We start from the raw sequence: 25,251 nt of genomic DNA, 5'->3' as shown, positions 1-25,251 counted from the left end.
ACAGGTCCGGCGGCATCCCGCCGCGGACATCACCTGGAGGAGACGGCAATGCGCAAGACGCTACGCAACACCGCCATCGTCGGCTGGATGGCGTTCCTCATGGCCATCGCGGCCGAAGGTCTTTTCTTTTCCGTATTCGATCCGAACGAGCTGGCGCTGGCCGCCGGCCGCGAGTGGGACGCGCTGGGCGCCTACAGCATCGGGTTCTTCTGCTTCTGGGGAAGTTTCGCGGCGTGCGGCCTGCTGGCCTTGCGCCTGACGCGGGCCGTCCCGGAAGGGCGGCCGCGCCGGTTCGCGTAGGAGGGGACGGGCGTCAGAGCGCCGCGCGCGCGGGAGCGGGGGCGCAGGTTTCCGCGCCGGCGGCCAGGCGCTTGAGCGCGGCCAGGTCCACCACTTCCACGTCGCGCTGCTCGACGGCGAGCAGGCCCTGCTTGCGGAACTTGGAGATCAGGCGGCTGATGCTTTCGATGGTCAGGCCCAGGTAGTTGCCCACGTCCTGGCGCGTCATGCGCAGCTGGAAGCGGGTCGACGAATAGCCGCGCGCGGCATAGCGCGAGGACAGATTGACCAGGAAAGCGGCGAAGCGCTGCTCGGCGCGCATGTTCCCCAACAGCATGATGACGTTCTGCTCGCTGGTGATCTCGTGGCTCATGATGCGGTGGAAGTGCCGCAGCAGGTGCGGGATCTGACCGAACAATTGCTCCAGGCGCGCAAACGGGATTTCGCACACCTCGCTGTCCTGCAGCGCCACGGCGTCGCACTGGTGCTGCTCGGTGCTGATGGCGTCCATGCCCAGCAGCTCGCCGGGCATCTGGAAGCCGGTGATCTGGCGGTCGCCGTCGAGGTTTTCCTGGTAGGTCTTGAAGTGGCCCACGCGCACCGCGTAGAGCGCCGTGAAGCGGTCGCCGATGCGGTACAGGAAGTCGTCGCGCGCGACCTTGCGGCGGCCGATGATCTTGTCCAGGCGCTTCATGTCGGATTCATCCAGGCCCATGGGCAGGCACAGCTGGTGCATGCCGCAGGCGGTGCAGCTGCGCAGGGCGGAGCTGCTGGCGGCCTCGCGCGCGGCGATCAGCGGCGAGACCTGCGTGACGGTGGAAATGGCAGGCGCGGCAGGCGCCGCATTGGAGGCGGAGTGGCAAGACTGAGTCATACGATGTTCCCGGCAGACATGTTGCGATCTTTGATGGCTTCAATTTTAAGTCTGCGGGACAGGTGTGAAACAGCGCTATTCCTGAATCAGACGGCATTTCTTGTCCCAGATCAAACATGGTCCAAGTAATCGTCCGCACTGCCGGCGACACCGGTGTTGCCCGGAAATAAACGCGTGAGGAAGAACGAGGAAGCAGGGGAGAGGTGCGGCCTTGATGGGGGAAAGTGGGCGGCATCGCGGGGTTTACCGGGGACCCGCGACTGCCCTTCCATGCGGCCGTCTTGTTATTGAAAGTGAAAGCGTGATGCCGGTGTTGCCGGGGCGTTGGCCGCCCGCGTTCAGGCCTCGCCGGCGGCAGCCGATGCTTCCGGCATCGGCAGCGGCGTGCTGGTGGGACGTCCGCGGAAATCGGTCCAGCACAGGCGCTTGAAGTCATACAGCTTGCAGCGGCGGGCGGTGTCGAAGTACCACTTCCACGAGAACTTCTGGATCACGATGCGGCCGGGCAGCATGGTTTCCAGTTTCTTCTGCGCCTGCTTCAGGCGGTACAGCGGCACGCTCATGTCGACGTGGTGGGCGGTGTGCTCCATGATGTGATGCAGCAGCGATCCCCAGTAACGGCCGAAGGTCAGGTGCACGGTGGTGGAGACGAAGGGCTGGGCGGCCGCCCAGGTCACCTTGTCTTCGTACCAGGCCACCTCGGTGTGGGTGTGGTGCACGTAGACCACGAAGCCCATCATCGCCTTCCAGAACAGCACGGGAATGGCGAAACCGGCGATGAACAGTCCCCAGAACGATTGATCGGTGGCCTGCGCGGCCCAGGCCAGGCCGGCGATCCAGACCGCCGCCACGGCCGTCACCAGCACGCCGTCCCACATGAACTCGGCGCGGCGGGTCGGCATCTGCTTCCTGGACGGGAAGTACATGCGCTTCCACCACATGTCGATCATGTAGTAGAGACCGGGGCCGAAGCCGCTGCGGTAGATCCGTTCCAGCTGGCGGCGCCAGCGCGGCAGGGCGCGGAACTCCTCGATCGTGCGCGGCTGCCAGACGAAGTCGAAGCCCTTCAGGTTGGTGTAGCCGTGGTGCACCACGTTGTGGCCCACCGCCCACAGGCTGTAGGGCGTGAGCGAGGGCATGAACAGCAGGCGTCCCAGCCAGGTGTTGAGCTTGCGGTTGGGCGTGAAGCTCTGGTGGCAGGCATCGTGGCCGAGGATGAACAGGCGGCCGATGATAAAGCCCGTGACCACGCCCAGCGCGATCTTGGCCAGGATCCAGGGCGTCCAGATGATGGCGGCCAGGCCCAGGCCGAACAGGCTGAAGTCGATGGCCGACAGCAGCAGCGCGATGGCGGTGCTGCGACGGCTGATCGGGATCACCCAGGAGCGGATGATCTTGCGGTGGGGCATCGGTGCGCCGGGGGCGACCGGTGTGGTTTGCGAAGTCGTGGACATCGTATTACCTCTTCTTGCGGTGGACTGTGGTGCGGAGAAGCTTGCTGGGTGAACGTCTCTTGCTGCCGTGGCGGCTGCCTCTGCGGATCGGGGACCCCAAAAAACAACGCGACCGGTCATCTGTGATGACGGATCGCGCCGTTTGGGTCCGGCAAGAATACCTCAGAACCTCAGAAACGATAACCCACACCGACGCCAATCAGCCACGGATCGATCTTGACCGTGCTGATCTTGGTGCCGCCGACCATCACGTCGCTGCGGATCTGGACCTTCTTGATGTCGAAGTTGACCAGCCAGTGCTTGTCGATCTTGACGTCGAAGCCGGCCTGCAGCGCGCCGCCGAAGCTGTGGTTGTCCAGCTGGGCCGAGCCGCCCAGCACATCGACGTTGGAGATGCGGGTGTAGTTGATGCCGGCGCCGATATAGGGCGAGAAGCGCGACTCCGGCGTGAAGTGGTACTGCAGCAGCAGCGTCGGCGGCAGGTGCTTGAAGGTGCCGATGTTCTGGCCGTCCAGGCGCACGTCGTGCTTTTGCGGATAGGTCAGGATCAGCTCGGTGGCGATGTTGGGCGTGAAGAAGTAGCTGATGTCGATTTCCGGAATGGTCTTGGAGCTGACGGTGAGGCGATCCGACGCGCCGGTGCCGCCCACCGGGTCGGACTTGTTGTCCGGGCTGATGTTGACGGCGCGCACGCGCACCAGCCAAGGGCTTTGCGCTTCCTGCGCGAAGGCGGGAGCAGCGAAGGCGGAAGTGAGTGCCGCAGCGGCGGCAGCGATGGTCACGATTTTTTTCACGGCTTTTCTACCTGATGAGTGATGACGAACGAAAGGTACGCGTGAAGCCGGGGAGGGGCTTTGATGCTGATCAAGCGGGGTGGAATCGAAGTCGGTGGAAATGTCGGCGCAATGAACAAAGATGTGGCGGTTTTGCAGCGAGAACACGCTAAGTTCCGTGTCTTGCAATTCTTCCTGAAACCTGAGTGGTACACTGAGTGTACTGATTGCGCATGCCAAGACTGTCGCCCCCGCGTGTCGAAAACGAAGGGATTTGTCGTGTTTTCAAATCCCGCTGGTTCGCCCGTGAGGCGCGCCGCAGCCAGATTCCCGATGGCGAGCTGCGCGCGGCCGTCGGGCAATTGCTCAAGGGGCAGGGCGAGGACCTGGGCGGCGGCGTATGGAAGAAACGCCTCAGCCGTAACGCCGACCGGGCCATCGTGCTGGCGCGCAGCGGCGGGCATTTTTTTTTGTATTCCTGTTCGCCAAGAGTGACCGGTCAAACATACGGCGCGACGAATTGCAGGCGTTTCGCAGGCTGTCGGACGCGTATGCGAAGCTGGACCGGCATCGCCTGGATCTGCTGGTGGAGCAGGGAGTTTTGCTGGAGATAAGCGATGGCTGAGAAAAAAATCAAACCGCGTGCCGCAACCGTGCAGGCCAGGCAGATGCCGGCCGCCTATGCAACCGGACGCGGGCAGCCGCGCCCGCGCAGCGCAGCCATGGATGCCGTGCACAGTGCTGCGCGCGACCTGCACGCGGCAGGCGGGATCGATGTCCTGACGATGCGCAATTTCGACCGGATGTGCCTTTCCGAGTTTGCGCTCACTGCCGAGGACGTGCGCACGATACGCAATGAAAACCACCTCAGCCAGAGCGTCTTCGCGCGCTACCTCGGTACCAGCGAATCGACCATCAAACAGTGGGAGTCGGGCGCCAAGCAGCCCAGCGGCATGGCGCGCACCTTGCTCAACGCGGTGAGGAAACACGGTATCGCTGTCTTGTCCTGAGTTGCCTGTCTTCCGAAGGAGAACGTCCCGCGTTATTGCGGGCCGTTTTCATGGGGAACGCATGTCGTCCGAGCGTCTTTCAGAAAAAACGCTCCCGGAGGCGTTCATCACGCGCCGGGAGCGGACAAAGGAGGGACAAACAAATGCCGCGCGGGTCGCGCGCGGCGGTACTGCCACGGTCTACGCCGGCGGGTGGTGTGCCGCGGCGCATGCCGTCAAGCGCGTTGGCGCTTATTCCTTGAAGCGGGCTTCGCGCGCCAGCTTGGTCAGGTTTTCCGGATCTTCGAAGGCCTTGTAGTAGGCGTTCAGCGCCGGCGCGCCGCCGAGGTGGACGTACAGCACGCGCTCGCCCTTGAAGTGGCCCTTCTTGGCCATGTCGATCAGGCCGTCGATGGATTTGCCTTCGTACACCGGGTCGGTCAGCATGGCTTCCATCTCGGCGGCGGTGCGGATGGCGGCGATGGTCTGCTCGCTGGGCAGGCCGTAGGCCGGGCCGCTGTAGTCGGGGATGATCTCGATGTCGGCGTCCTTGAGCGCCACCTTCTTGCCGCCCTTGGAGGCGATCAGTTCCGAGGTGTCGTTGGCGATCTTGGTGACGGCGCGGCGGGTCATGGCCTCGTCGTCGGCGGTGTCGATGCCGATCACGCGGCGGCGCTTGTCCTGCGCGGCGAAGCCCACCACCATGCCGGCCTGGGTGGAACCGGTACAGGTCGCCACCACGATGTTGTCGAAGAAGATGCCCAGCTGCTGTTCCTGCATCGCCACCTCGTCGGCGAAGTTGGCGTAGCCCAGGCCGCCCAGCGGGTGGTCGGAGGCGCCGGCCGGAATCGGATACGGCTTGCCGCCCTTGGCGCGCACTTCTTCCAGCGCCTTCGCCCAGGTGTCCTTCTCGGTGGTCGAGTAGCCGTAGCCGGCCATGATCGGGTTGCCGCCCATGATGCGGGTCAGCAGGATGTTGCCGACCTTGTCGTAGACCGGGTCATCCCATTCCAGCCAGGTTTCCTGCACGGTGTAGGACTTCATGCCCACCGCGGCGGCGGCGGCGCACACCTGGCGCGTATGGTTGGACTGGATGTTGCCGATCGAAACCAGGGTGTCGCAGCCCTTGGCCAGGGCGTCGGCCACCAGCCATTCCAGCTTGCGGATCTTGTTGCCGCCGAAGGCCAGGCCGGACGAGACGTCGTCGCGCTTGGCCCAGATCTCGGTGCCGAGCATTTCGGACAGGCGTTCCAGTTTGTGGATGGGGGAGGGGAAGAAGCCCAGCGTCTTGCGCGGGAAGAGTTTGTCGAGTGCCAGCATGGGGTGCTCCGGGTCAGGTTCAGTTCAGGAAATTGGTCCGATCCGCATCGAATCGCCGGGATCAACTTTACGCCTGGCGGTTTAAATGGTGTTTCCGAATTTGTGCCATTATTCGGTTGGATAAATCGATGATTTTTTATTGTGAAGAATAAAAATTCATTAAATTTAACAATAGAGGAAGAATCATCATGTCACTGGACCGCATGGACAAGCGCATCCTCAAGGCGCTGCAGAAGGACGGCCGCATCGGCAATGCCGAGCTGGCCAAGAAGCTGGGCATGAGCGCCACGGCCTGCTGGAACCACACCAAGCGCCTGATGGACGAGGGTTACGTGAAGGACGTGCGCGCCATCCTCGACCCCGAGAAACTGGGCCTGCCGGTGCTGGTGACGGTGGGGGTGGTGCTGGATCGTTCCACGCCGGAGAGCTTCGCCGAGTTCGAGAAGGCGGTGCGCGAGATCGCCGCGGTGCAGGAGTGCCTGCTGCTGGCCGGCGAATTCGACTACTGGATCAAGCTGCGCGTGAAGGACCTGCAGGCCTTCAACCGGCTGCACGCCAATACGCTGCTGCGCCTGCCGGGCGTGCGGCAGCTGCGGTCCTTCTTCGTGCTCAACGAAGTGAAGAACAATACAGAACTCGTGGTCGAATGAAGGATCTGCTGACAGGATTTATACTGGTTACCGTCCTGTCCATGAGCAACCCATGAGGAATCATCAATGACATCTGCAGCCATTTCCCCCGCGTCCGACGAATCGCAACTGCGCAGCTTCTACCCGCCCATCGAACCCTACGACAAGGGCCTGCTGGATGTGGGCGACGGCCATCGCGTGTACTGGGAAGTGTGCGGCAACCCGCGCGGCAAGCCGGTGGTGTTCCTGCACGGCGGCCCCGGCGGCGGCAGCGGGCCCTCGCACCGCCGCCTGTTCGATCCGGAAAAATACCGCATCGTATTGTTCGACCAGCGCGGCTGCGGCCGTTCGCTGCCGCACGCCAATCTCGAGGCCAACACCACCTGGGACCTGGTGGCCGACATCGAGCGCCTGCGCGAGATGCTGAAGATCGAGAAGTGGCAGGTCTTCGGCGGCTCCTGGGGCAGCACGCTGGCGCTGGCCTACGCCGAGACGCATCCCGAGCGCGTCTCCGAGCTGGTGCTGCGCGGCATCTTCCTGCTGCGCCAGAAGGAGCTGGACTGGTACTACCAGGAAGGCGCGTCGTGGATGGCGCCGGACCGCTGGGATGAGTTCCTCGCGCCGATTCCCGAGGGTGAGCGCGGCGACCTGGTCACCGCCTATCGCAAGCGCCTCACCGGCAACGACGAGGCCGCCAAGCTGCAGGCCGCGCGCGCCTGGAGCCGCTGGGAGGCCAGCACCATCACGCTGGTGGCCGACGAGCGGCTGATCGACTCGTTCAACGACGCGCTGTTCGCGCTGGCTTTCGCCCGCATCGAGAACCACTACTTCTTCAACAAGGGGTTCATGGAAGAAGGCCAACTGCTGGCCAATGCGTCGCGCCTGAAGGATATTCCCGGCGTGATCGTGCAGGGCCGCTACGACCTGGCCACGCCGGCCAAGTCGGCCTGGGACCTGCACAAGGCCTGGCCGGGATCCGAGCTGCACCTGATCGACGCCGCCGGCCACGCCTACAACGAGGCGGGGATCCTGGACAAGCTCATCAGGGCGACCGACCAGTTCGCCGGTCGTTGATTGAAGTCTTTCTGAACCTGACGCAGCATGGCCGTCCCGGCGCAGGCCGGGATCCTGCGGCGTTCGTCATGTCCCGGCGTTTGCCAAACGACGCCGGATCCTGACTCTCGTCGGGACCACGGGGCGGTGGATGCCGGAACCTTCCGGCGTTCGAGATCCGCCTTGCTTGTCACTGCGGCGCTCCCAAACTCATCGCCTGTCTACCGTCACTTGCGCGCGCGCTTGCCTGCGCCGGCCTCCGCGGCCGCCTGCGCTTGCGCCGAAAATTCCACTTCCAGTTCCGCCAGCCTGCCGTTGAGCTTGTTCAGCAGCAGCGCCAGCTTGTGCGTCTCCTGCTGGTCGAGCGCGTCGAACAGGCGCTCGCCGAAACGCTTCCTGACCGGCTCGGATGAGCACAGCACTTCTTTGCCCAATTCGGTCAAAGAAATGTGCTTGACCCGGCGGTCGCCCGCATCGGCCACTCTTTCCACCAGGCCGTCGCGCTCCATGCCGTCGACCGCCTCGGTGATCGTGCGCGGCGCGAAACCAAATGCCTCGGCCAAGTCGGTCGAGCGCACCGGGCCGTTGCGGCCGATGTGAACCAGCATCTTGGTGCGCGCCAGCGACGCCCCCTGGGCCGCCAGGAGCTTGTCGAGCGCGCGGTGCGAGCGCAGGTAGAAGTCGCGCAGGGCGTCGGCGGCTTCGGTGTAGTCGTTTGTAAAGCTGGTGGACATGATTTTCTCGGATACCATATCATATGGTACCTCATTAATTCGGGCGCCGGCCGTTTCAGCGAGCCGTTGCCCAGGATTTACAAGTCGCTCCGCCAGGGCGGGGCAGAACCGATATTAGGACAAAAAAGATGACAGACGCCACAACAAGCAATACCGGGGCCGGGCAGAACCCGGCGCAGAACAACGGCAACGGTGACGGCAACGGCAAGCAGAAGAAGCGCATGAGCCCGCGCGCCAGGTTCGTGCTGCGCTCGCTGATGGTGATCGTGCTGGTGGTGGTGGCGGCCTGGATCCTTTACTACCAGTTCCGCGGCAAGTACCTGGAAAGCACCAACGACGCCTTCGTCTACGCCGACAGCGTGACGGTGTCGCCCAAGGTCAACGGCTATGTGGAGCAGGTGTTCGTGGCCGACAACCAGGAGGTCAAGGCCGGCCAGCCGCTGCTGAAGATTGACCCGCGCGACTACTCGGCGCAGGCCGCGCAGTCCAGGGCCCAGATCGACGCCGCCGCCGCCAGCGAAGACGCCGCCAAGGCCCAGCTGGCCGAGCAGAAGGCCGCGATCGACCAGGCCCGCGCGCAACTGGCGTCGGCCGAAGAGGATGCCCGCTTCGCCGCCGCGGAAGTGGAGCGCTACACGCCGCTGGCCGCTTCCGGCGCCGAGACGCGCGAGCGCCTGACCACGCTGCGCAACCAGTCGGCCCAGGCGAAATCGACCGTCGCCGCCCGTCGCGCCGCGCTGGATGCGGCCCAGCTGCGCGTGCATTCGATCCAGGCCCAGGTGCGCCAGGCGCAGGCCCAGGGCGAAACCGCCAAGGCGCAGTACGATGCCGCCGCCGTCAACCTCGGTTCCACCGAAGTGCGCGCCAGCGTCGACGGCCGCATCGGCGACAAGCAGGTGCGCATCGGCCAGTTCGTCTCGGCCGGCACGCGCATGATGACGGTGGTGCCCAGCAACTTCTACATCACCGCCAACTTCAAGGAAACCCAGATCGGCATGATGCGCATCGGCCAGCCCGCCGTGATCAAGGTGGACGCCTTGCCGGGCCTGGAATTCCAGGGCCATGTGGAAAGCATCTCGCCCGGCACCGGCGCGCAGTTCTCGCTGCTGCCGCCGCAGAACGCCACCGGCAACTTCACCAAGATCGTCCAGCGCGTGCCGGTGCGCATCGCGGTGGACGCGTCGGCGCAGGACCGCAAGTTGTTCGTGGCCGGCCTGTCGGTGACGGTGGAAGTCAACACCATCGCCGCCAAGGATGAGCTGCGCGCGCAGCGCGAGCGCAACAGCGAAGCCAATGCCGGCGTCGCGCCCGCCGGAGCGCAGAAGTGAGCAGCGCGGGCCAAGCCGTGAAGCCGCTGCCGGCGCCCGGCGACAAGGCCGACGCCGCCGCCTGGCTGGCGGTCGCGGCCGGCACGCTGGGCGCGCTGATGGCGACGCTGGACATCTCCATCGTCAACTCCTCGCTGCCGACCATCCAGGGCGAGATCGGCGCCTCCGGCACCGAAGGCACCTGGATCGCCACCGCCTACCTGGTGGCCGAGATCGTGATCATCCCCATGTCGGCCTGGCTGGAGCGGCTGCTGGGCTTGCGCGTGCTGCTGCTGGCCGCGGCCAGCCTGTTCACCATGTTCTCGGTGCTGTGCGGCCTGTCGACCACGCTGACCATGATGATCGTCGGTCGCGTCGGCCAGGGCTTCACCGGCGGCGCGCTGATCCCCACCGCCATGACCATCATCGCCACCCGGCTGCCGCGCGCGCAGCAGCCGGTGGGCAACGCCATGTTCGGCGCCACCGCCATCCTCGGCCCGGTGCTGGGGCCGGTGCTGGGCGGCTGGCTGACCGAGAACGTCAGCTGGCACTACGCCTTCTTCATCAACCTGCCGGTGGGCGCGGCACTGATCACGCTGCTGCTGGTGGCCATTCCCTATGAACGTCCCAAGTTCGAGCAGCTGGCCGAGGCCGACTGGTTCGGCATCGCCGGGCTGGCGCTGGGGCTGGGCGGGCTGACCGTGGTGCTGGAGGAGGGCGAGCGCGAGCAGTGGTTCTCCTCGCCCGACATCCGCTGGCTGGCCGCCATGTCGGTGCTGGGCTTCATCCTGCTGGCCATCGGCCAGGTGCGCGCCCGGCATCCGGTGATCCAGCTGCGCCTCTTGCGCGACCGCCAGTTCGGTTCGGTGGTGATGATGGCGATGATCGTGGGCGTGGCGCTGTACGGCACCGCCTATGTGATTCCGCAGTTCCTCTCCGGCATCGCCGGCTACAACTCGCTGCAATCGGGCTGGGTGGTGCTGCTCTCGGGCGTGCCGATGATCCTGATGATGCCCTTTACGCCGATGCTGATGCGGCTGGTGGATATCCGGATTGCGGTGGGCACGGGCTTTCTGCTGCTGGCGCTGTCGGCCTTCATCGAGACCGACCTCAGCCCGCTGTCGTACGGCGGCTCCTTCATCGCCTCGCAGCTGATGCGCGGCGTGGGCACGGTGCTGGCCATGCTGTTCCTGAACCAGGCGGCGATCCGCTCGGTGCCGGCTTCGCAGGCCGGCGATGCGTCGGGCCTGTACAGCGCAGCCCGCAACCTGGGCGGTTCGCTGGCGCTGGCCAGCATCGCCGTGATCCAGGACCAGCGGCTGTGGCTGCACAGCCGTCGCCTGGAAGAAAGCCTGTCGGCCAACTCCGAGCTGGTGCAATCGAGCATCGCCGCCCAGGGCCACCTGCTGGGCAGCCAGGATGCCGCCATCCGCCTGCTGGGCAGCACCATCCAGGCGCAGGCGCTGACCATGACCTATGCCGACCTGTTCTGGCTGCTGGGCGTGGCCATTCTCTGCGTCACACCGCTGGTGCTGTTCCTGCGCCCCTTGCCGACCAACGCCGCACCGGTGGCGTCTCACTGATCATGACTATGCGTAAAGATATTTACTCTCTCCCCGCCGCGCGCCTGGTCGCGCTGGCCGCCGCCGCGCTGCTGGCAGGTTGCGCGCTCGGCCCCGACTACGCCGGCCCGCCGGACGCCGCACCCAATGCCGCCAGGGGCGGCCAGTTCGTGCGCGCCGGCGCCGACGCCAATGCCGCCATGCCGTCCAACCGCTGGTGGGAAGGGCTCAACGATCCCCTGTTGAACAGCCTGGTGCAGCGTGCGCTGGAAGCCAATCCCAACCTCGGCGTGGCGCGTGCGCGCCTGTTGCAATCGCGTGCGGCGCTGGGCCTGGAGCAGGCCAATGCGGCGCCCACCGTCGGCGCCTCGGCGCTGGCGGCGCATGCGCGCCTGCCGCCGCTGAACCTGTCGGGTTCGTCCTCGTCGTCGTCTTCACCCACCAGCGTCAATCTCTACAACCTCGGCTTCGACGCCACCTGGGAGATCGACCTGTTCGGCGCCCACCGGCGCGCGGTGCAGGCCGCCGGCGCCAGCGCCCAGGCCGCCGAAGCCTCGCTGGCCGACGTCCAGGTCAGCCTGGCCGCCGAAGTGGCCAACGCCTACATCAACCTGCGCGACCGCCAGCAGCGCCTGGCGCTGGGCGAGCAGTCGGTCAAGGCGCAGGAAGACATGCTGAAGCTGACCGGCCAGCGCGTCGAGCGCGGCACGGCATCTTCGCTGGACCAGATCCGCATCCAGAACCAGTTGGACGGCACCCGCGCCGACCTGGTGCCGCTGCAGGCCGAGCGTGACGCTTACCTGAACCAGCTGGCCACCTTGCTGGGGCAGGAGCCGGGCGCGCTGGATGGCGAGCTGGCCGCCGCCGCGCCGGTGCCGCTGCCGCCTTCGCAAGTGGCGGTGGGCGATCCGACCTCGCTGCTGCGCCGTCGTCCCGATGTGCGCTCGGCCGAGCGCACTCTGGCCGCCGACACCGCCAAGATCGGCCAGGCCGAGGCGGCGCGCTATCCCAGCCTGAAGCTGTTCGGCGTCATCGGCCTGGGCGGCACGCATCCGTCGGACCTGACCAGGCTGGACGATTTCGCCGCCATCGGCGCGCCCATGCTGAGTTGGAATTTCCTCGACTTCGGCCGCGCCAAGGCGCGCGTCACGCAAGCCGAGCGGGTGCGCGACGAAGCCGAGATGAAGTATCGCCAGGCGGTGCTGGAAGCGCTGCGCGATGCCGAGGATTCGCTCTCGCGCTTTCGCTACGGCCGCGTGACGGTAGCCACCGTGGCGCGCACCAAGGCTTCGGCCGACCGCGCGCTGGAACTGGCGCGGCAACGCTATGCGGCCGGCACCGGCACGCTGATCGAGGTGCTCGACACCACGCGCCAGCAACTCAGCGCGCAGCAGAACCTGCTGCAGGCCGAGGCCAACCTGACGCGCAGCTTTGTCGGCATCCAGAAGGCGCTGGGCCTGGGCTGGTCGCCGGAACCGACGTGAAGCCCGGCGGTCTGACGGGTTCCTCCAACCACGCAACGTTGCCCGCATTGCCATGACCGCCACCTTTGCCTTCCCGTCCCATCGCCGGCGCCTGTCATCGGCGCTCCTGTTGATGCCCCTGGCGTTGGCCCTGGTCGCCTGTTCGCCGCCGCGCACCGACGATGCCAGCGTGGCGCCGTCGTCCGCGCTGGCGGAAGCGGCGCCGGTGGCGGACCAGGGAAACGGGGAGGTCATCGTCATCGCCCGCTTTGAAGAAGCTGATGTCAAGAAGCTGCATGTCGGCCAGCGTGCGCTCGTACGCCTGACCGAGATGACGCAGGCGACCGACAGGCAAGGCCGTATCTATCCGAGCGAACGTCCGACCGAGTCCTTCGAGGGCAGGCTCAAGGCGTTCGGGGATCTGCCTTCGCCCGATACCGCCCCGGCCTCCGCGCAGGCCAATTCCTTCGTCAAGGTCAAACGGCGTGAGCCGGTGCAGATTGCCGTCGCGGCTTCTGCCCAGACGCGCGCGATGTTCCATCCCATGCGCGGCGCCATCGTCGAGATGCAGCGCGACTGAGGCCGCACCTCCTTACAAATCCTTGCTCAGTTCCGCCACCAGGTAGTCGAGGAAAATCTCCACGCTGCGCGGCAGCGTGCGTCCCGCCAGGGTCTGCACCTCGACGAACCGTCCGTCGTCCGGGCAGTCGCGTATCGGCCGCATGGTCAGCTCGCCGCTGGCGATGCGGTAGCGCACGGTGACCTCGCCGGTGATGGAGAGGGCGTCGTTGTCCAGCACATAGTTGTGCAGCGCCTGGATGTAGTTGCTGGTCATGACCGGCTCGATCACTACCTGCTGGCGGCTGCAGGCGATGTCGAACAGCTGGCGCAGCGTGGTGGTCGGGTCGGGCAGCGCCATCGGATAGGGGCGCATCTGCGACAGCGAGATATGGCGAAAGCGCGCCAGCGGATGGTCGTTGCGCATCACCAGCGCGATCGGGCCGGGCTGGCGGTGGACCACCTTGATTTCCGGTTCGGGCAGGCGCGAGAAGGTCAGGCCGATGTCGGCGTTGCCTTCGCGCACCTGGCGCGACACCGCCGCCGGCGCACCGACGAAGAGCTGGAACACGAAGCCCGGATACTTCTTCTGGAAGGCATTGATCAGCCGCGGCAGGAAGTCGATCGAGAAACCCTCCGACGCCGACAGCCGCACGCGCCCGCTGCGCAAGCCCTTCAGGGCCTGCAGGTCGGCCACCACGCGGTCGGCCTCCAGCGCCATCTTGCGCGCATGGGCGGCCAGCATCTCGCCGCCGGCCGACAACACCATGCCGCGCGGCCGGCGCTCGAACAGCACCGTGTCCAGCGTTTCTTCCAGGCTGCTGATCTGGCGGCTGATGGCGGAGCTCGCCACGTTCAGACGCTGCGACGCCTCGCTGATGGAACCGCAGCGGACCACCTCCAGAAAATAGCGCAGGGCGGTATCTTGCAGATGCTGGGACTTCATCGCGTGCCTCTTTCTTGCCTGGTTGAAAAATATTTTTAACGGTTTATTTGGTGCGGGCTTCACGCCTTTGGTGCAGCCGGCGTCGCCATCCTGCCGGGAAAATTGCTGCACCTGCTCGTTCGCCTATGACCCAGCTGCGATGCGGGTTTTGCGCGCCCCATCACATTGTGGTGCACAAACCGAGCCATCTGATTTTGGCAACGGAGGCATAGGAATTTGCTTATTGTGGCATCGATAAAACGTGACCTAGTATGCCCTCGACGTCGCTGTTTTTTCAAATTTCTCTTATCGAACGAAGGGGTTGGAATGAACGCACTAAAGAAATCTTTACTTGGCTGGTCGCGATGTGCACTGCTGGTGGCGGGAGCGACCGCGTCGCTGTCGGCGATGGCCAATAAAGCCAACGACACACTGGTGTACGCGTCGGACAGCGAAGTCGAAAACATCAGCCAGTACCACAACAACCTGCGCGAGGGCGTGATCCTGGCCCACCTGATCTGGGACACCCTGGTCTATCGCGATCCCAAGACCAACGAATACAAGCCGCAGCTGGCCACCGCCTGGAAGTGGGAGTCGCCCACCGCGCTGGTGCTGGACCTGCGCGAAGGCGTGACGTTCCAGAACGGCGACAAGTTCAGCGCCGACGACGTGGTGTTCACCTTCAACTATGTGGTGACGCCGGAATCCAAGGCCGTCACGCGCCAGAACACCGAGTGGATCAAGAGCGTCGACAAGCTCGGCGACTACAAGGTGCGCATCAACCTGAAGCGCCCGTTCCCGGCCGCGCTTGAATACCTGGCCGGCCCGCTGCCGATCTATCCCGGCGCCTATTTCAAGAAGGTCGGGCTGGAAGGCTTCGCCAAGGCGCCCATCGGCACCGGTCCCTACAAGGTCACCAGCGTGACCCCGGGGCAGGGCGTGACCTTGGTCAAGAACGCCGCCTACTTCAAGGACAGCCCGCAGGGCCAACCCAAGATCGGCAACATCAAGTTCATGGTGATCCCCGATCCCGAGACCCGCACCGCGCAGCTGATGACCGGCGCGGTCGACTGGATCTGGCGCGTGCCGGCCGACCAGGCCGAGTCGTTCAAGGGCAATCCCAAGGTCACCGTGCAAAGCGGCGAGACCATGCGCGCCGGCTTCGTGACCATCGACGCCACCGGCGCCTCCTCGCCCAATTCGCCGTTCAAGGACCTGCGCGTGCGGCAGGCGGTGAATTACGCGATCAACCGCAAGGGCATCGCCGACAACCTGGTGCGCGGCGGCAGCCAGCCGCTGTACACGGCCTGTTTCCGCACGCAGTTCGGTTGCGACGCCAAGGCCGCGCTGACCTATGAATACAACCCGACCAAGGCCAAGGAACTGCTGGCCGCGGCCGGCTATGCCAACGGCTTCGACACCGATATCTACGCCTACCGCGAGCGCGAGTTCGCCGAGGCCATCATCGGCGACCTGCACAAGGTCGGCATCCGTGCCCGCCTGCACTACATGAAGTACGCGGCGCTGCAGGGCGAATACCGCAACGGCAAGACGCCGCTGACCTTCCAGGCCTGGGGCTCGTACTCGATGAACGACGCCTCGGCCTTCGTCAGCGTGTTCTTCAAGGGCGGCAGCGACGACATCACCAAGGATCCGCAGACCCGCCAGTGGCTGGAAGTGGCCGACACCTCGACCGATCCGGCGGTGCGCAAGGAGAACTACTCCAAGGCGCTGGCGCTGATCTCGAAGAACGCCTACATGGCGCCGCTGTTCTCCTACTCGACCTTCTACGCGTTCAATTCGCAGCTGAAGTTCCAGGGGTATCCGGACGAACTGCCGCGTTTCTACGAAGCCAGCTGGAAATAAGCCGTCAGCAGCACCTGAGCGCCGGGCAGGCGCGCAACTTGCAAGCACCGTCTGTCCGGCGCGCGACCCCTGTCGCGCAGCCACGATCTTCCTGATGAAGGGAACGCCGCCATGTTGATATTCATCCTGCGCCGCCTGGCCATCGCCCTGTGCGTGGCCCTGACGGTGTCCATCGTCAGTTTTTCGCTGCTGCACATGTCGGGCGACCTGGCCACCGCGATCGCGGGGCCGGAGTCGACCGCCGCCCAGGTCGAGCAGATCCGCGTCCAGTTCGGACTGGACAAGCCGATGACCACGCAGTACGTGGACTGGCTTTCCAAGGCGGTGCACCTGGACTTCGGCAACTCCTTCTACTTCAACGGCCCGGTGATGGAAATGGTCGCCGAGCGCCTGCCGATCACCTTCAAGCTGGGCGGCAGCGCCTTGTTGTTGGCGATCCTGGTGGCCATTCCGCTGGGCGTGCTGGCGGCCATCTACCGCGACAGCTGGCTGGACCGGGTGGCGCTGATGATCGCGGTGGTGGGGCAGGCCATGCCCAGCTTCTGGTTCGGCCTGACGCTGATCCTGATCTTCGCCGTGAGCCTGCACTGGCTGCCGGTGGCCGGCAACGAGAGCTGGGAAAACTTCATCCTGCCGGCGGTCGCCCTGGGTTACTACGCGATGCCCGCCATGATGCGCCTGACCCGCTCCGGCATGCTGGAGGTGCTGGGCTCGGACTACATCCGCACCGCGCGCGCCAAGGGCCTGTCGAAGTCGCGCGTGGTGTTCAAGCATGCGCTGCGCAACGCGGTCATCCCGGTGGTGGCGCTGGCGGCGGTGGAGCTGGGCTTCATGCTGGGCGGCTCGGTGGTGATCGAGTCGGTGTACTCGATGCAGGGCCTGGGCCAGCTGGCCTGGGACGCCATCTCCCGCAACGACTATCCGGTGGTACAGGCGGTGGTGCTGATCATCGCCATGTTCTACATCGGCCTGACTTTCCTGGCCGACATCATCAACGCGCTGCTCGACCCGCGCATCCGCACCCGCTGATCTTTTCCGGATGATTGCCAGATTCGCCGCCAACCACGACGCGAAGGAACCGACATGACCACCACTACCACCACCATGCAGCCGGGCGCGCTGCTGCAGGGCGCGATCAGGCCGGCGCCGGCCTGGCGCCGCAAGCTCAACCGCCTGATCGGCCACCGCGGCCTGACGCTGGGCGCGACCGTGCTGCTGCTGATCGTGCTGGCGGCGATCTTCGCGCCGCTGCTGGCGCCGCATGACCCGTTCAACCAGGACGTCTCGGCGCGCCTGATTCCTCCAGTGTGGAACGCGCAGGGCAGCTGGGAGCACATCCTCGGCACCGACAAGCTGGGCCGCGACTATCTCTCGCGGCTGATCTACGGCGCCCGCGTGTCGCTGATGATCGGCATTGCGGCGGCGCTGATCTCGGGCCTGATCGGCACCACGCTGGGCGTGCTGGCCGGCTACTTCGGCGGGCGCACCGACGCCGTCATCAGCTACCTGATCACCACCCGCCTGGCCATGCCGGTGGTGCTGGTGGCGCTGGCGATGGCGTCGCTGGTGGGCGGCTCGCTGAAGGTGGTGATCATCCTGCTGGGCCTGTTGCTGTGGGACCGCTTCGCAGTGGTCACACGCTCGGCCACGCAGCAGATCCGCGACGCCGAATTCATCGCCGCGGCCAAATCCATCGGCGCCTCCACGCCCTACATTCTGGTGCGCGAGATCCTGCCCAACATCATGGGCGCGCTGATCGTGGTGGCCACGCTGGAGATGGCGCACGCGATCCTGCTGGAGGCGACGCTGTCCTTCCTCGGCCTGGGCGTGCAGCCGCCGACGCCGTCGTGGGGACTGATGGTGTCCGAGGGCAAGTCCTACATGTTCTTCAAGCCGTGGGTAATCGTCATTCCGGGCCTGGCGCTGGCGGTGCTGGTGCTGGCCATCAACCTGGTGGGCGACGGCATCCGCGACGTCAATGCGCCCGATGGTCGCAACTGATCCGATTTTGAGCGCCGCTAAGGAGAGTGCCATGAGCGTATTGCTTGACGTGAAAAACCTGAAGGTCGACCTGCCCACCGAGAACGGCATGCTGCACGCGGTGCGCGGCATCGACTTCCAGGTCCGGCGCGGCGAGATGCTGTGCCTGGTGGGCGAGTCCGGCTGCGGCAAGTCGATGACTTCGCTGGCGCTGATGGGCCTGTTGCCGCGCCGCGCGCAGTGCAGCGCCGACCATATCCTGTTCGACGGAACCGACCTCAACGGCATGGCCGAGAAGCAGCTGATGCAGCTGCGCGGCAAGCGCATGTCGATGATCTTCCAGGAGCCGATGACCTCGCTCAATCCGGCCTATACGCTGGGCAACCAGCTGTGCGAGGCGATGCTGCAGCAGCCGCGCGTGACGCGCGTCGAGGCGCGCGAGCGCGCCATCTACCTGTTGCACCGCACCGGCATCGCCAACGCCGAGGACCGCCTGCGCCAGTATCCGCACCAGCTCTCCGGCGGCCTGCGCCAGCGGGTGATGATCGCCATGTCGCTCATGTGCAGCCCCGACCTGATCATCGCCGACGAGCCGACCACGGCGCTGGACGTGACCATCCAGGCGCAGATCCTGCGCATGATCCGCGAGCTGCAGCAGGAGTTCGGCACCGCGGTCATCTTCATCACCCATGACCTGGGCGTGGTTTCGCGCATCGCCGACCGCGTGGCGGTGATGTACGCCGGCCAGGTGGTGGAGACCACCGACGTCGGCCAGCTGTTCGAACAACCGCGCCATCCTTACACGCGCGGCCTGCTCAACTGTATCCCGGTGCGCGGCAAGACGCTGCCGGGCAGCCGGTTGCAGGCCATTCCCGGCGTGGTGCCCAGCCTGGTCGGCAATGTCGGCGGCTGCGCCTTCCGCAACCGCTGCACGCTGGCCGACGCGGTCTGCGAGACCGATCCGCCGATGCCAGACAAGGGCGGCCCGGCCGCGCCGCACTACGCGCGCTGCCACAAGTTGGACGCGATGGCGCAAACCGAAAAGATGGAGGTGCTGGCATGAACATGGGCGACCTGGGAAAAATGCTGCCGGCCGAGCCGCCGGAGGGCGACATCGCGCTGGAGCTGTGCGCGCTGTCCAAGGTGTATCAATTGAAGCGCGGCATGTTCAAGGCGCCGGTGCCGCTGAAGGCGGTCAACGACGTGTCGCTGCGCCTGTACCGGGGCGAGACACTGGGCCTGGTGGGCGAGTCCGGTTGCGGCAAGAGCACCCTGGCCAAGATGCTGCTGGGCCTGCTGGAGCCGAGCTCGGGCAACGTGCTGATCAACGGCCAGGAGGTTGACCCGACCCGGCGCCGCGAGAACGCGCGCCATATCCAGCCGATCTTCCAGGATCCGTATTCGTCTCTGAACCCGCGCAAGACCGTGGCCCAGATCGTCGGCCTGCCGTTGAAGCTGCACGGCATCGGCAACGCCGCCGAGCAGGAGCGGAAGGTGCGCGAGATCCTCGACCTGGTCGGCATGCCCGAGCGCACCTACGGCCAGTATCCGAACCAGCTCTCCGGCGGCCAGCGCCAGCGCGTGGCGATCGCGCGTGCGCTGATCCTGCGCCCCGACATCCTGATCTGCGACGAACCGACCTCGGCGCTGGACGTGTCGGTGCAGGCGCAGATCCTGAACCTGCTGCTGGACCTGAAGGCCGAGTTCGGCCTGACCTACCTCTTCATCAGCCATGACCTCGGCGTGGTGGAGCACCTGGTGGACCGGGTGGCGGTGATGAACAAGGGCAGCATCGTCGAGCTGCAGTCGCGCGAGAAGATCTTCAGCGACGCCCAGCATCCCTATACGCGCATGCTGCTGGCTTCGGCGCTGACGCCCGACCCGGGGCGCGGCATTCCCGAACTCGCCGCGGCCGCCTGAACGACGCCATTGCAGCAGGACGCAGACACGAAGAGGCGACGCCCAGGCGGGCAGGCAGGCCTGCGCCGTCGCCGACGGACACATTGAACCAGACCCAGAGGAGAAGCAGCATGAGCAGAGCACAAGCGATCGCCGGCGTGGAGGCGTATTTCGACGAAGGCCGTTTCATGGAGGTGCTGAAAAAGCGCGTGGCGATCCGCACCGAGAGCCAGGAGGCGGCCAGCCGTCCCATCCTGTACGACTACCTGACGCAGGAGATCATCCCTTACCTGCAGGGTTTGGGATTCGCCTGCGAGGTGGTCGAGAACCCGCTGCCCGGCGGCAGCCCGTTCCTGATCGGCGAGCGCATCGAGGCGGGCGCGGCCTTCACGCTGCTGACCTACGGCCACGGCGACGTGGTGCGCGGCTATGACAAGCAATGGCGCGAAGGCCTCTCGCCGTGGCAGATCGTGGTCGACGGCGACCGCTGGTACGGTCGCGGCACCGCCGACAACAAGGCCCAGCACACCATCAACTTCGCCGCGCTGGAAGAGGTGATGAAGGCGCGCGCCGGCAAGCTCGGCTACAACGTCAAGGTGATCCTGGAGATGGGCGAGGAGACCGGCTCGCCCGGCCTGAACGCGGTCTGCCGGCAATATGCGCAGCGGCTCAAGTCGGACGTGTTCATCGCCTCCGACGGTCCGCGCGTGAACGCGCCCACGCCGACCATGTTCCTGGGCTCGCGCGGCGGCTGCAATTTCGACCTCAAGGTCAACCTGCGCGACGGCGGCCACCATTCCGGCAACTGGGGCGGCCTGCTGCGCAACCCCGGGGTACGCCTGGCCAATGCCATCTCCTGCCTGGTCGACGGTCGCGGCCGCATCCGCGTGCCCAGCCTGCTGCCCGATTCGCTGCCGCAAAGCGTGCGCGAGGCGCTGGCGGGCGTGCAGGTCGGCGGCGGCGCCACCGATCCGGAAGTGGACGCCGAATGGGGCGAGCCCGGCATGACGCCGGCCGAGCGCGTGTTCGGCTGGAACACGCTGGAAGTGCTGGCCTTCAAGACCGGCAATCCGGAAGCGCCGGTCAACGCCATTCCCGGCCACGCCAGCGCGCATTGCCAGATCCGCTTCGTGGTCGGCAGCGACGACGCCAATTTCATCGCCAACATCCGCGCCCATCTGGACGCCCACGGCTACAGCGATGTCGAGGTCACGCTGTCGGGCGTGCAGTTCGCCGCCACCCGTCTCGATCCGGACGACGAATGGGTGCGCTGGGGCCTGGCCTCGATGCAGGAGACCAGCGGCAAGAAGCCCACGCTGCTGCCCAACCTGGGCGGCTCCCTGCCCAACGACGTGTTCTCGCAGACGCTGGGCCTGCCCACGCTGTGGGTGCCGCACTCCTATCCGGCCTGTTCGCAGCACGCGCCCAACGAGCATATACTGGCCAGCGTTTCGCGCGAGTCGCTGCAGGTAATGGCGGGACTGTTCTGGGATCTGGCGGAGCAGGGCACGCAGGTCATGGCACGCCGCGCGGCGATGGCCTGAACGGCCGCCGTTCGACGGCCATGCACGGCCCTGCACCGAGCTATACGGATACCCACGGAGAACAACAATGAGCCACGCCAATACGCTGTGCCAGGTCGCCGACCTGGACGACATCAAGGATGAGATCGTCGGCATCCGCCGTCACATCCACCAGCATCCCGAGCTGTCCTTCGAGGAGGCCGACACCGCCGCGCTGGTGGCGGCGCGACTGGAAGAATGGGGCTATGCGGTGACCCGCAACATCGGCGGCAACGGCCTGGTCGGCACCTTGCGCGCCGGCGGCGGCGCACGCAGCATCGGCCTGCGCGCCGACATGGACGCCTTGCCCATCCACGAAGAAACCGGCCTCGACTGGGCCAGCCGCAAGCACGGCACCATGCACGCCTGCGGTCACGACGGCCATACCGCCATGCTGCTGGGCGCGGCCAAACACCTGGCGCGCACGCGCAACTTCGACGGCACGCTGAACCTGATCTTCCAGCCGGCCGAGGAGGCGGGCTTCAACAGCGGGGCGCAGAAGATGCTGGAGGACGGGCTGTTCGACCGCTTCCCCTGCGACGCCGTGTTCGGCATCCACAACCATCCGGGCGTGGCCACCGGCACCTTCATGTTCCGCAGCGGGCCGTTCATGGCCGCCTGCGATACGGTGAAGATCAGGATCGTCGGCCGCGGCAGCCACGCGGCGCGTCCGCATCTCTCGGTCGATCCGGTGGTGACCGCGGCCAGCCTGGTGATGGCGCTGCAGACCGTGGTCTCGCGCAACGTCGACCCGATGGAGACGGCGGTGATCACCGTGGGGGCGCTGCACGCCGGCCATGCCGCCAACGTCATTCCTGAGTACGCGACGATGGAGCTCAGCGTGCGCTCCTTCAAGCAGGACGTACGTGAGTTGCTGGAGCAGCGCATCCGCGCGCTGGTGGCCACCCACGCCGACAGCTACGGCGCGCGCGCCGAGGTGGAATACCTGCGCGGCTATCCGGTGCTGGTCAACAGCGACGCCGAGACCGAGTTCGCTCGCGGCGTGGCGGCCGAGCTGGTGGGCGAGGAAAACGTGATTCCGTCGTTCGGCCCGATCGCCGGCAGCGAAGACTTCGCCTACTTCCTGCAGCAGCGTCCGGGTTGCTTCCTGCGGGTGGGCAACGGCCAGGGCAAGCCCATGCTGCACAACGCGGGCTACGACTTCAACGACGAGAATATTCCGGTGGGTGCGGCCTACTGGACTCGCCTGGTGGAGCGCTGGATGCCGGTCAAGCCGGGCTGAAGCGCATGCAAAGTCGCGCCGGCGCTGCTTATGCCGCCGGCGAATAAGCGAATGACGATTGTTTCGTTCACGTCCGGGAGCTGCTTCGATATAGTGAACCCGTCTCCTCAAACCTCCTGGACTTGGACATTTGAGTTTGAACCCGCCTCGCGCAAGCCAAGCGGGTTTTCTTTTTTCCGCTCTTCTTTGCGCTCGCCGCCAAGCTCATCCATGGCGCCGGCCCGGCCCTGGCTGTCGCGTGGCCGGCGCTGTCTTTTCGCGATCCGTTTTCGGGGTCGTTTTCTCGGGTTTTTCCCTATGTGGCGCAGACGCCATAGCGGCCTTCCAGAATCAGGAATTCCCCGATAGTTGTCGGGTCGCCAAATGCCTACCATGAGCATCAATGAAACGCGGTCTGTATCACCGGATTCGGAGCAGCAGGACGAATTGCCGATTTGAACTATGGACCCTTGTTGATGAATCGTTGATAGGAGGTCGCCATGCATTTCGTCGCCGAATCCGTACCGGGTGAGATCACGCTGATGTTCATCAGCTACCTGATGTTCTGCACCGTGTTGATGTACCTGTTCGTGAAGACCGACCGCGAGTGGGGTCGCATGGAAGTGTCGCTGGACGACGCAGGCCGTCGTGATCCCGAAGCGATGAACGCGTCGGCGCTGCTGTTCTCGAGCGCCGAGATCGGTCCGGAACCGATGTTCGCCGACGTCGAGGTGCGCCAGTCGCTGCGCCACTGCGCCGAGCATCACGACCTGAACTGCACCTGCTTCCTGCATGGTCAGCGCAAGGACGATGTCTGAACGAAACGAATGAATGCGGCGCCGGGCGTTCCGTGGGGAACGGAAGGCCGTGGCGCGAAACGGGGCCGTGAGCAGTCACCACGACGGTTTCGGGAAGGGGAGTGGGAGCAGCAAGGGGATGCAGCAGGGCCGCGGAGGATCGCGGCCGGGGAGTGGCAGTCGCAGTGGCAGTATGGTTTGAAGTGAAGCAGTAGCAGCAAGGAATCCGCAAGAGTAGTGGTGCTCAAGCCGGAGTTCGCAGCAAGCAGTAGAAGCAATGCAGTAGTGCAGCAGAGCAGCATGTAATTCGCAGTTCGCAGTTCGTAATTCGCAGCAGGGAGTTTGCAGTATGCAGTTCGCAGTCGTGGTATCGCAGTATCGCTTGTACCTGTAGTGGCAGTACCGCAGCAGATGTATCCGCAGCAAAGTGCATGCAGTAGAAGTACCGAAGCAATAGAGCCGCAGTAGCAGTATCGCAATGGCAGTACCGCAGTAGCAGTGCCGCAGTAGAAGTATCGCAGCAGAGGCAATGCAGTACCCGTAGTTGCAGTTGCAGTCGCAGTACCCGTAGTGGGGTAGTGGCAGTACCGGCAGTCCGTAGTCGCTGTAGCAGCATCTGTAGCAGCAGTACCTGTAGTGGCAGTGCCCGTAGCAAAGCAGTAGCTGTAAAGCAGTCCTTGAGGGTGGAACGGCAAGTCGTGAATCCGCGAATGTTCCCATGCGCGTCACGCAGCGGGAGTGTGCAGCTGCACTCCCTGAAGCGGCCTAGCGGCTTGCCCGTTCTTTTCCATGAGAAAATGGCGGCATGCAAAACTCATCACCATCCTCCCAGAACCTGCGCCCGCTGATTCCGCTGGCCGACTATCAGCGCATTTTCCGCGTCGTGCATTCCGTGCTCCAGAGCGTCGAAGCCGACATCCCGGCCGCAAGCTTTTTCTTCAGCGTCACCGCGGCACAGATCCTGAAGAAGTTTTATAAACGCAATGCGTTTCCCGTTGCAGGCGCGGCGTTCTACCTGATCAACCAGGAGGGCGGCGGCGCGCTGTCCTTCGGCACGCTGGGCGAAGACGCCCGCAGCGTATCGAGCAACCATGACGCATTCCATACCTGGGTTCAATGCGATGGTTATGCAATCGACTTCATGGCGCCGGTATTTCAGGAGTTGCTCGCCGCGGCGGGCCACGCGCTCCCGGTGCCTCGCCGCATGTTCCAGAAGAGCCTCGGCCGCATGAGCGCCGACGTCCCCGCGCTGTCAGCGCCGGGTGACTTCCACCTTGCCCCCAATCTCGAACTCACGCGCGAGCTGTTGCAGCAGTTCATGGCCAAGAAGGCGCTGACCAACCTGTCCCAGGTCTGCATCGACTGGTACCGCAAGCCGCCCAAGTCCATGCCCGACGACCTGGCGCTGCAGGGTGGCGAGGGCGAAGTCTCGCGCATCAAATTGATTGCGACCGCCATCGACGGCGTCTGGTAATCCGCAAGGCGTTCGCAGTCGCTCTGGCGCTGTTCAATCAGGTGTCTTGGAGAATTGAGGCGGACGCCTCCGAAGGAGGGTGTGCTGGACGAGCGTCCAACACACCATGCGATCATGCATATCGGTTGCATGTACCGCACTAGAGCCGTAACGATAACCGGGCTATGTGACGCCATCGTGACATGGCCGTATTTCCCTCCTGAATTTCTTTCGCGCGATCGGATCGCGCGATGTCATTCCCGTGTAACACGGGGTCATTAATATCCCACCTGTCTCCTCTGTACCTGTTGCAGATGTTTCGCCTGCGATGCGAGCGCATCGCAGGCTATTTTTTCTCCGCGGGCCAGGCCCGTTCCGAATTCGATCTCTCTCGAGAGCTTCACGCCCACGCCGGACAGTGGCGTTGTAACCCGGCAGTACGCACACGTGTTGGAAGCCGCGATCCTCCCTTCCCGGCAGGCGAAAGCCGACCCGGTCACGCGGCGCGGGGTGCGTCCACACCCGTCCATGGTTTGTCGTGAGCCGTGGACG

The 25,251-nt window shown here is 65.3% G+C and carries 24 protein-coding genes and 1 pseudogene; 19 read left to right on the top strand and 6 right to left on the bottom strand.

What is annotated here, in order from left to right:
* Positions 1-48: 48 nt before the first annotated feature.
* Entirely contained in the window at positions 49-300 is a 252-nt protein-coding gene (locus CEJ42_RS04620) for a hypothetical protein (RefSeq protein WP_088750136.1), read from the top strand.
* A 13-nt stretch (positions 301-313) separates the two neighbouring features.
* Here the strand turns inward: CEJ42_RS04620 and fnr are convergent, their stop codons facing one another.
* The 3 genes from fnr to CEJ42_RS04605 all read right to left on the bottom strand — a co-directional run bounded on the left by fnr (position 314) and on the right by CEJ42_RS04605 (position 3,401).
* Positions 314-1,153: a fumarate/nitrate reduction transcriptional regulator Fnr gene (gene fnr, locus CEJ42_RS04615; protein WP_079215650.1), complete on the bottom strand. Its 840-nt coding sequence runs from the start codon at positions 1,151-1,153 to the stop codon at positions 314-316.
* Positions 1,154-1,491: 338 nt separating this feature from the next.
* A complete protein-coding gene (locus tag CEJ42_RS04610) occupies positions 1,492-2,562 on the bottom strand; it encodes a fatty acid desaturase (RefSeq protein WP_088750135.1) in 1,071 nt (356 codons plus the stop codon).
* A gap of 215 nt (positions 2,563-2,777) precedes the next feature.
* Positions 2,778-3,401, bottom strand: coding sequence for an OmpW/AlkL family protein (locus tag CEJ42_RS04605; RefSeq protein WP_079215648.1), 624 nt, complete (start codon positions 3,399-3,401; stop codon positions 2,778-2,780).
* A 212-nt stretch (positions 3,402-3,613) separates the two neighbouring features.
* On the opposite strand from CEJ42_RS04605, the pseudogene CEJ42_RS25215 reads away from it, so the two are divergent.
* The 3 genes and pseudogenes from CEJ42_RS25215 to CEJ42_RS04595 all read left to right on the top strand — a co-directional run.
* A pseudogene (locus CEJ42_RS25215) lies at positions 3,614-3,796 on the top strand (type II toxin-antitoxin system RelE/ParE family toxin); the annotation flags it as partial.
* 104 nt (positions 3,797-3,900) lie between these two features.
* Entirely contained in the window at positions 3,901-4,005 is a 105-nt protein-coding gene (locus CEJ42_RS25210) for a hypothetical protein (RefSeq protein ID WP_420840741.1), read from the top strand.
* Positions 3,998-4,390, top strand: coding sequence for a helix-turn-helix domain-containing protein (locus CEJ42_RS04595; protein ID WP_237772519.1), 393 nt, complete (start codon positions 3,998-4,000; stop codon positions 4,388-4,390). The genes CEJ42_RS25210 and CEJ42_RS04595 overlap by 8 nt, the downstream gene beginning before the upstream one ends.
* A 231-nt stretch (positions 4,391-4,621) precedes the next feature.
* Here the strand turns inward: CEJ42_RS04595 and CEJ42_RS04590 are convergent, their stop codons facing one another.
* Positions 4,622-5,689, bottom strand: a complete 1,068-nt coding sequence (locus tag CEJ42_RS04590; RefSeq protein WP_079215646.1) for a 1-aminocyclopropane-1-carboxylate deaminase — start codon at positions 5,687-5,689, stop codon at positions 4,622-4,624.
* Positions 5,690-5,877: 188 nt separating this feature from the next.
* Here CEJ42_RS04590 and CEJ42_RS04585 point away from each other — a divergent pair, with 188 nt between their 5' ends.
* A complete protein-coding gene (locus CEJ42_RS04585) occupies positions 5,878-6,339 on the top strand; it encodes an Lrp/AsnC family transcriptional regulator (RefSeq protein WP_079215645.1) in 462 nt (153 codons plus the stop codon).
* A gap of 66 nt (positions 6,340-6,405) precedes the next feature.
* Positions 6,406-7,392, top strand: coding sequence for a prolyl aminopeptidase (gene pip / locus CEJ42_RS04580; RefSeq protein ID WP_079215644.1), 987 nt, complete (start codon positions 6,406-6,408; stop codon positions 7,390-7,392).
* A gap of 206 nt (positions 7,393-7,598) precedes the next feature.
* Here the strand turns inward: pip and CEJ42_RS04575 are convergent, their stop codons facing one another.
* Complete coding sequence (locus tag CEJ42_RS04575) at positions 7,599-8,105, bottom strand: MarR family winged helix-turn-helix transcriptional regulator (protein ID WP_088750233.1); 507 nt, start codon at positions 8,103-8,105, stop codon at positions 7,599-7,601.
* A gap of 128 nt (positions 8,106-8,233) precedes the next feature.
* On the opposite strand from CEJ42_RS04575, the gene CEJ42_RS04570 reads away from it, so the two are divergent.
* From CEJ42_RS04570 to CEJ42_RS04555, 4 genes are read left to right on the top strand one after another with little or no spacing between them, the layout of a single operon-like run.
* Complete coding sequence (locus CEJ42_RS04570) at positions 8,234-9,433, top strand: HlyD family secretion protein (protein ID WP_088750134.1); 1,200 nt, start codon at positions 8,234-8,236, stop codon at positions 9,431-9,433.
* On the top strand, positions 9,430-10,995 hold the full coding sequence (locus tag CEJ42_RS04565) for an MDR family MFS transporter (RefSeq protein WP_088750133.1): 1,566 nt from the start codon (positions 9,430-9,432) through the stop codon (positions 10,993-10,995). Before CEJ42_RS04570 ends, CEJ42_RS04565 begins: the two co-directional genes overlap by 4 nt.
* Positions 10,996-11,003: 8 nt before the next feature.
* Complete coding sequence (locus CEJ42_RS04560) at positions 11,004-12,458, top strand: efflux transporter outer membrane subunit (RefSeq protein WP_175354570.1); 1,455 nt, start codon at positions 11,004-11,006, stop codon at positions 12,456-12,458.
* Positions 12,459-12,510: 52 nt separating this feature from the next.
* A complete protein-coding gene (locus CEJ42_RS04555; RefSeq protein WP_088750132.1) occupies positions 12,511-13,017 on the top strand; it encodes an HlyD family secretion protein in 507 nt (168 codons plus the stop codon).
* 12 nt (positions 13,018-13,029) lie between these two features.
* Here CEJ42_RS04555 and CEJ42_RS04550 read toward each other — a convergent pair whose 3' ends face one another.
* Positions 13,030-13,941, bottom strand: coding sequence for a LysR family transcriptional regulator (locus CEJ42_RS04550; RefSeq protein WP_079215639.1), 912 nt, complete (start codon positions 13,939-13,941; stop codon positions 13,030-13,032).
* 306 nt (positions 13,942-14,247) lie between these two features.
* Here CEJ42_RS04550 and CEJ42_RS04545 point away from each other — a divergent pair, with 306 nt between their 5' ends.
* From CEJ42_RS04545 to CEJ42_RS04505, 9 genes are all read left to right on the top strand, one after another.
* Entirely contained in the window at positions 14,248-15,786 is a 1,539-nt protein-coding gene (locus tag CEJ42_RS04545; protein ID WP_088750131.1) for an ABC transporter substrate-binding protein, read from the top strand.
* 111 nt (positions 15,787-15,897) lie between these two features.
* Positions 15,898-16,815, top strand: a complete 918-nt coding sequence (locus CEJ42_RS04540) for an ABC transporter permease (RefSeq protein ID WP_079215637.1) — start codon at positions 15,898-15,900, stop codon at positions 16,813-16,815.
* A 54-nt stretch (positions 16,816-16,869) separates the two neighbouring features.
* Entirely contained in the window at positions 16,870-17,787 is a 918-nt protein-coding gene (locus CEJ42_RS04535; protein WP_079215636.1) for an ABC transporter permease, read from the top strand.
* Between the two features lie 31 nt (positions 17,788-17,818).
* Positions 17,819-18,829: an ABC transporter ATP-binding protein gene (locus CEJ42_RS04530; RefSeq protein WP_088750130.1), complete on the top strand. Its 1,011-nt coding sequence runs from the start codon at positions 17,819-17,821 to the stop codon at positions 18,827-18,829.
* On the top strand, positions 18,826-19,686 hold the full coding sequence (locus CEJ42_RS04525) for an ATP-binding cassette domain-containing protein (protein WP_088750129.1): 861 nt from the start codon (positions 18,826-18,828) through the stop codon (positions 19,684-19,686). The genes CEJ42_RS04530 and CEJ42_RS04525 overlap by 4 nt, the downstream gene beginning before the upstream one ends.
* A 110-nt stretch (positions 19,687-19,796) precedes the next feature.
* The gene (locus CEJ42_RS04520) at positions 19,797-21,209 is read left to right on the top strand and encodes a M20 family metallopeptidase (RefSeq protein ID WP_088750128.1); all 1,413 of its coding nucleotides are present in this window, start codon (positions 19,797-19,799) and stop codon (positions 21,207-21,209) included.
* A 67-nt stretch (positions 21,210-21,276) separates the two neighbouring features.
* Positions 21,277-22,470 carry a M20 aminoacylase family protein gene (locus tag CEJ42_RS04515; protein WP_088750127.1) on the top strand — a complete coding sequence of 398 codons (1,194 nt, stop codon included), beginning with the start codon at positions 21,277-21,279 and terminating at the stop codon, positions 22,468-22,470.
* A gap of 479 nt (positions 22,471-22,949) precedes the next feature.
* Positions 22,950-23,267 carry a hypothetical protein gene (locus CEJ42_RS04510; RefSeq protein ID WP_079215631.1) on the top strand — a complete coding sequence of 106 codons (318 nt, stop codon included), beginning with the start codon at positions 22,950-22,952 and terminating at the stop codon, positions 23,265-23,267.
* A gap of 784 nt (positions 23,268-24,051) precedes the next feature.
* The gene (locus CEJ42_RS04505) at positions 24,052-24,720 is read left to right on the top strand and encodes a DUF2026 family protein (protein WP_079215630.1); all 669 of its coding nucleotides are present in this window, start codon (positions 24,052-24,054) and stop codon (positions 24,718-24,720) included.
* Positions 24,721-25,251 lie beyond the last annotated feature (531 nt).

Origin of the sequence: Herbaspirillum robiniae, assembly GCF_002213415.1 — a bacterium.
Lineage (GTDB): Bacteria > Pseudomonadota > Gammaproteobacteria > Burkholderiales > Burkholderiaceae_D > Herbaspirillum > Herbaspirillum robiniae.
This window is presented reverse-complemented; position numbering and strand designations above follow the sequence as displayed.

Bases quoted from the DNA above. Each gene is read 5' to 3' on its own strand.
- CEJ42_RS04620 (WP_088750136.1), top strand. From the start codon at position 49: ATGCGCAAGACGCTACGCAACACCGCCATCGTCGGCTGGATGGCGTTC.
- fnr (WP_079215650.1), bottom strand. From the start codon at position 1,153: ATGACTCAGTCTTGCCACTCCGCCTCCAATGCGGCGCCTGCCGCGCCT.
- CEJ42_RS04610 (WP_088750135.1), bottom strand. From the start codon at position 2,562: ATGCCCCACCGCAAGATCATCCGCTCCTGGGTGATCCCGATCAGCCGT.
- CEJ42_RS04595 (WP_237772519.1), top strand. From the start codon at position 3,998: ATGGCTGAGAAAAAAATCAAACCGCGTGCCGCAACCGTGCAGGCCAGG.
- CEJ42_RS04590 (WP_079215646.1), bottom strand. From the start codon at position 5,689: ATGCTGGCACTCGACAAACTCTTCCCGCGCAAGACGCTGGGCTTCTTC.
- CEJ42_RS04585 (WP_079215645.1), top strand. From the start codon at position 5,878: ATGTCACTGGACCGCATGGACAAGCGCATCCTCAAGGCGCTGCAGAAG.
- pip (WP_079215644.1), top strand. From the start codon at position 6,406: ATGACATCTGCAGCCATTTCCCCCGCGTCCGACGAATCGCAACTGCGC.
- CEJ42_RS04575 (WP_088750233.1), bottom strand. From the start codon at position 8,105: ATGTCCACCAGCTTTACAAACGACTACACCGAAGCCGCCGACGCCCTG.
- CEJ42_RS04570 (WP_088750134.1), top strand. From the start codon at position 8,234: ATGACAGACGCCACAACAAGCAATACCGGGGCCGGGCAGAACCCGGCG.
- CEJ42_RS04560 (WP_175354570.1), top strand. From the start codon at position 11,004: ATGCGTAAAGATATTTACTCTCTCCCCGCCGCGCGCCTGGTCGCGCTG.
- CEJ42_RS04555 (WP_088750132.1), top strand. From the start codon at position 12,511: ATGACCGCCACCTTTGCCTTCCCGTCCCATCGCCGGCGCCTGTCATCG.
- CEJ42_RS04550 (WP_079215639.1), bottom strand. From the start codon at position 13,941: ATGAAGTCCCAGCATCTGCAAGATACCGCCCTGCGCTATTTTCTGGAG.
- CEJ42_RS04545 (WP_088750131.1), top strand. From the start codon at position 14,248: ATGAACGCACTAAAGAAATCTTTACTTGGCTGGTCGCGATGTGCACTG.
- CEJ42_RS04540 (WP_079215637.1), top strand. From the start codon at position 15,898: ATGTTGATATTCATCCTGCGCCGCCTGGCCATCGCCCTGTGCGTGGCC.
- CEJ42_RS04535 (WP_079215636.1), top strand. From the start codon at position 16,870: ATGACCACCACTACCACCACCATGCAGCCGGGCGCGCTGCTGCAGGGC.
- CEJ42_RS04530 (WP_088750130.1), top strand. From the start codon at position 17,819: ATGAGCGTATTGCTTGACGTGAAAAACCTGAAGGTCGACCTGCCCACC.
- CEJ42_RS04525 (WP_088750129.1), top strand. From the start codon at position 18,826: ATGAACATGGGCGACCTGGGAAAAATGCTGCCGGCCGAGCCGCCGGAG.
- CEJ42_RS04520 (WP_088750128.1), top strand. From the start codon at position 19,797: ATGAGCAGAGCACAAGCGATCGCCGGCGTGGAGGCGTATTTCGACGAA.
- CEJ42_RS04515 (WP_088750127.1), top strand. From the start codon at position 21,277: ATGAGCCACGCCAATACGCTGTGCCAGGTCGCCGACCTGGACGACATC.
- CEJ42_RS04510 (WP_079215631.1), top strand. From the start codon at position 22,950: ATGCATTTCGTCGCCGAATCCGTACCGGGTGAGATCACGCTGATGTTC.
- CEJ42_RS04505 (WP_079215630.1), top strand. From the start codon at position 24,052: ATGCAAAACTCATCACCATCCTCCCAGAACCTGCGCCCGCTGATTCCG.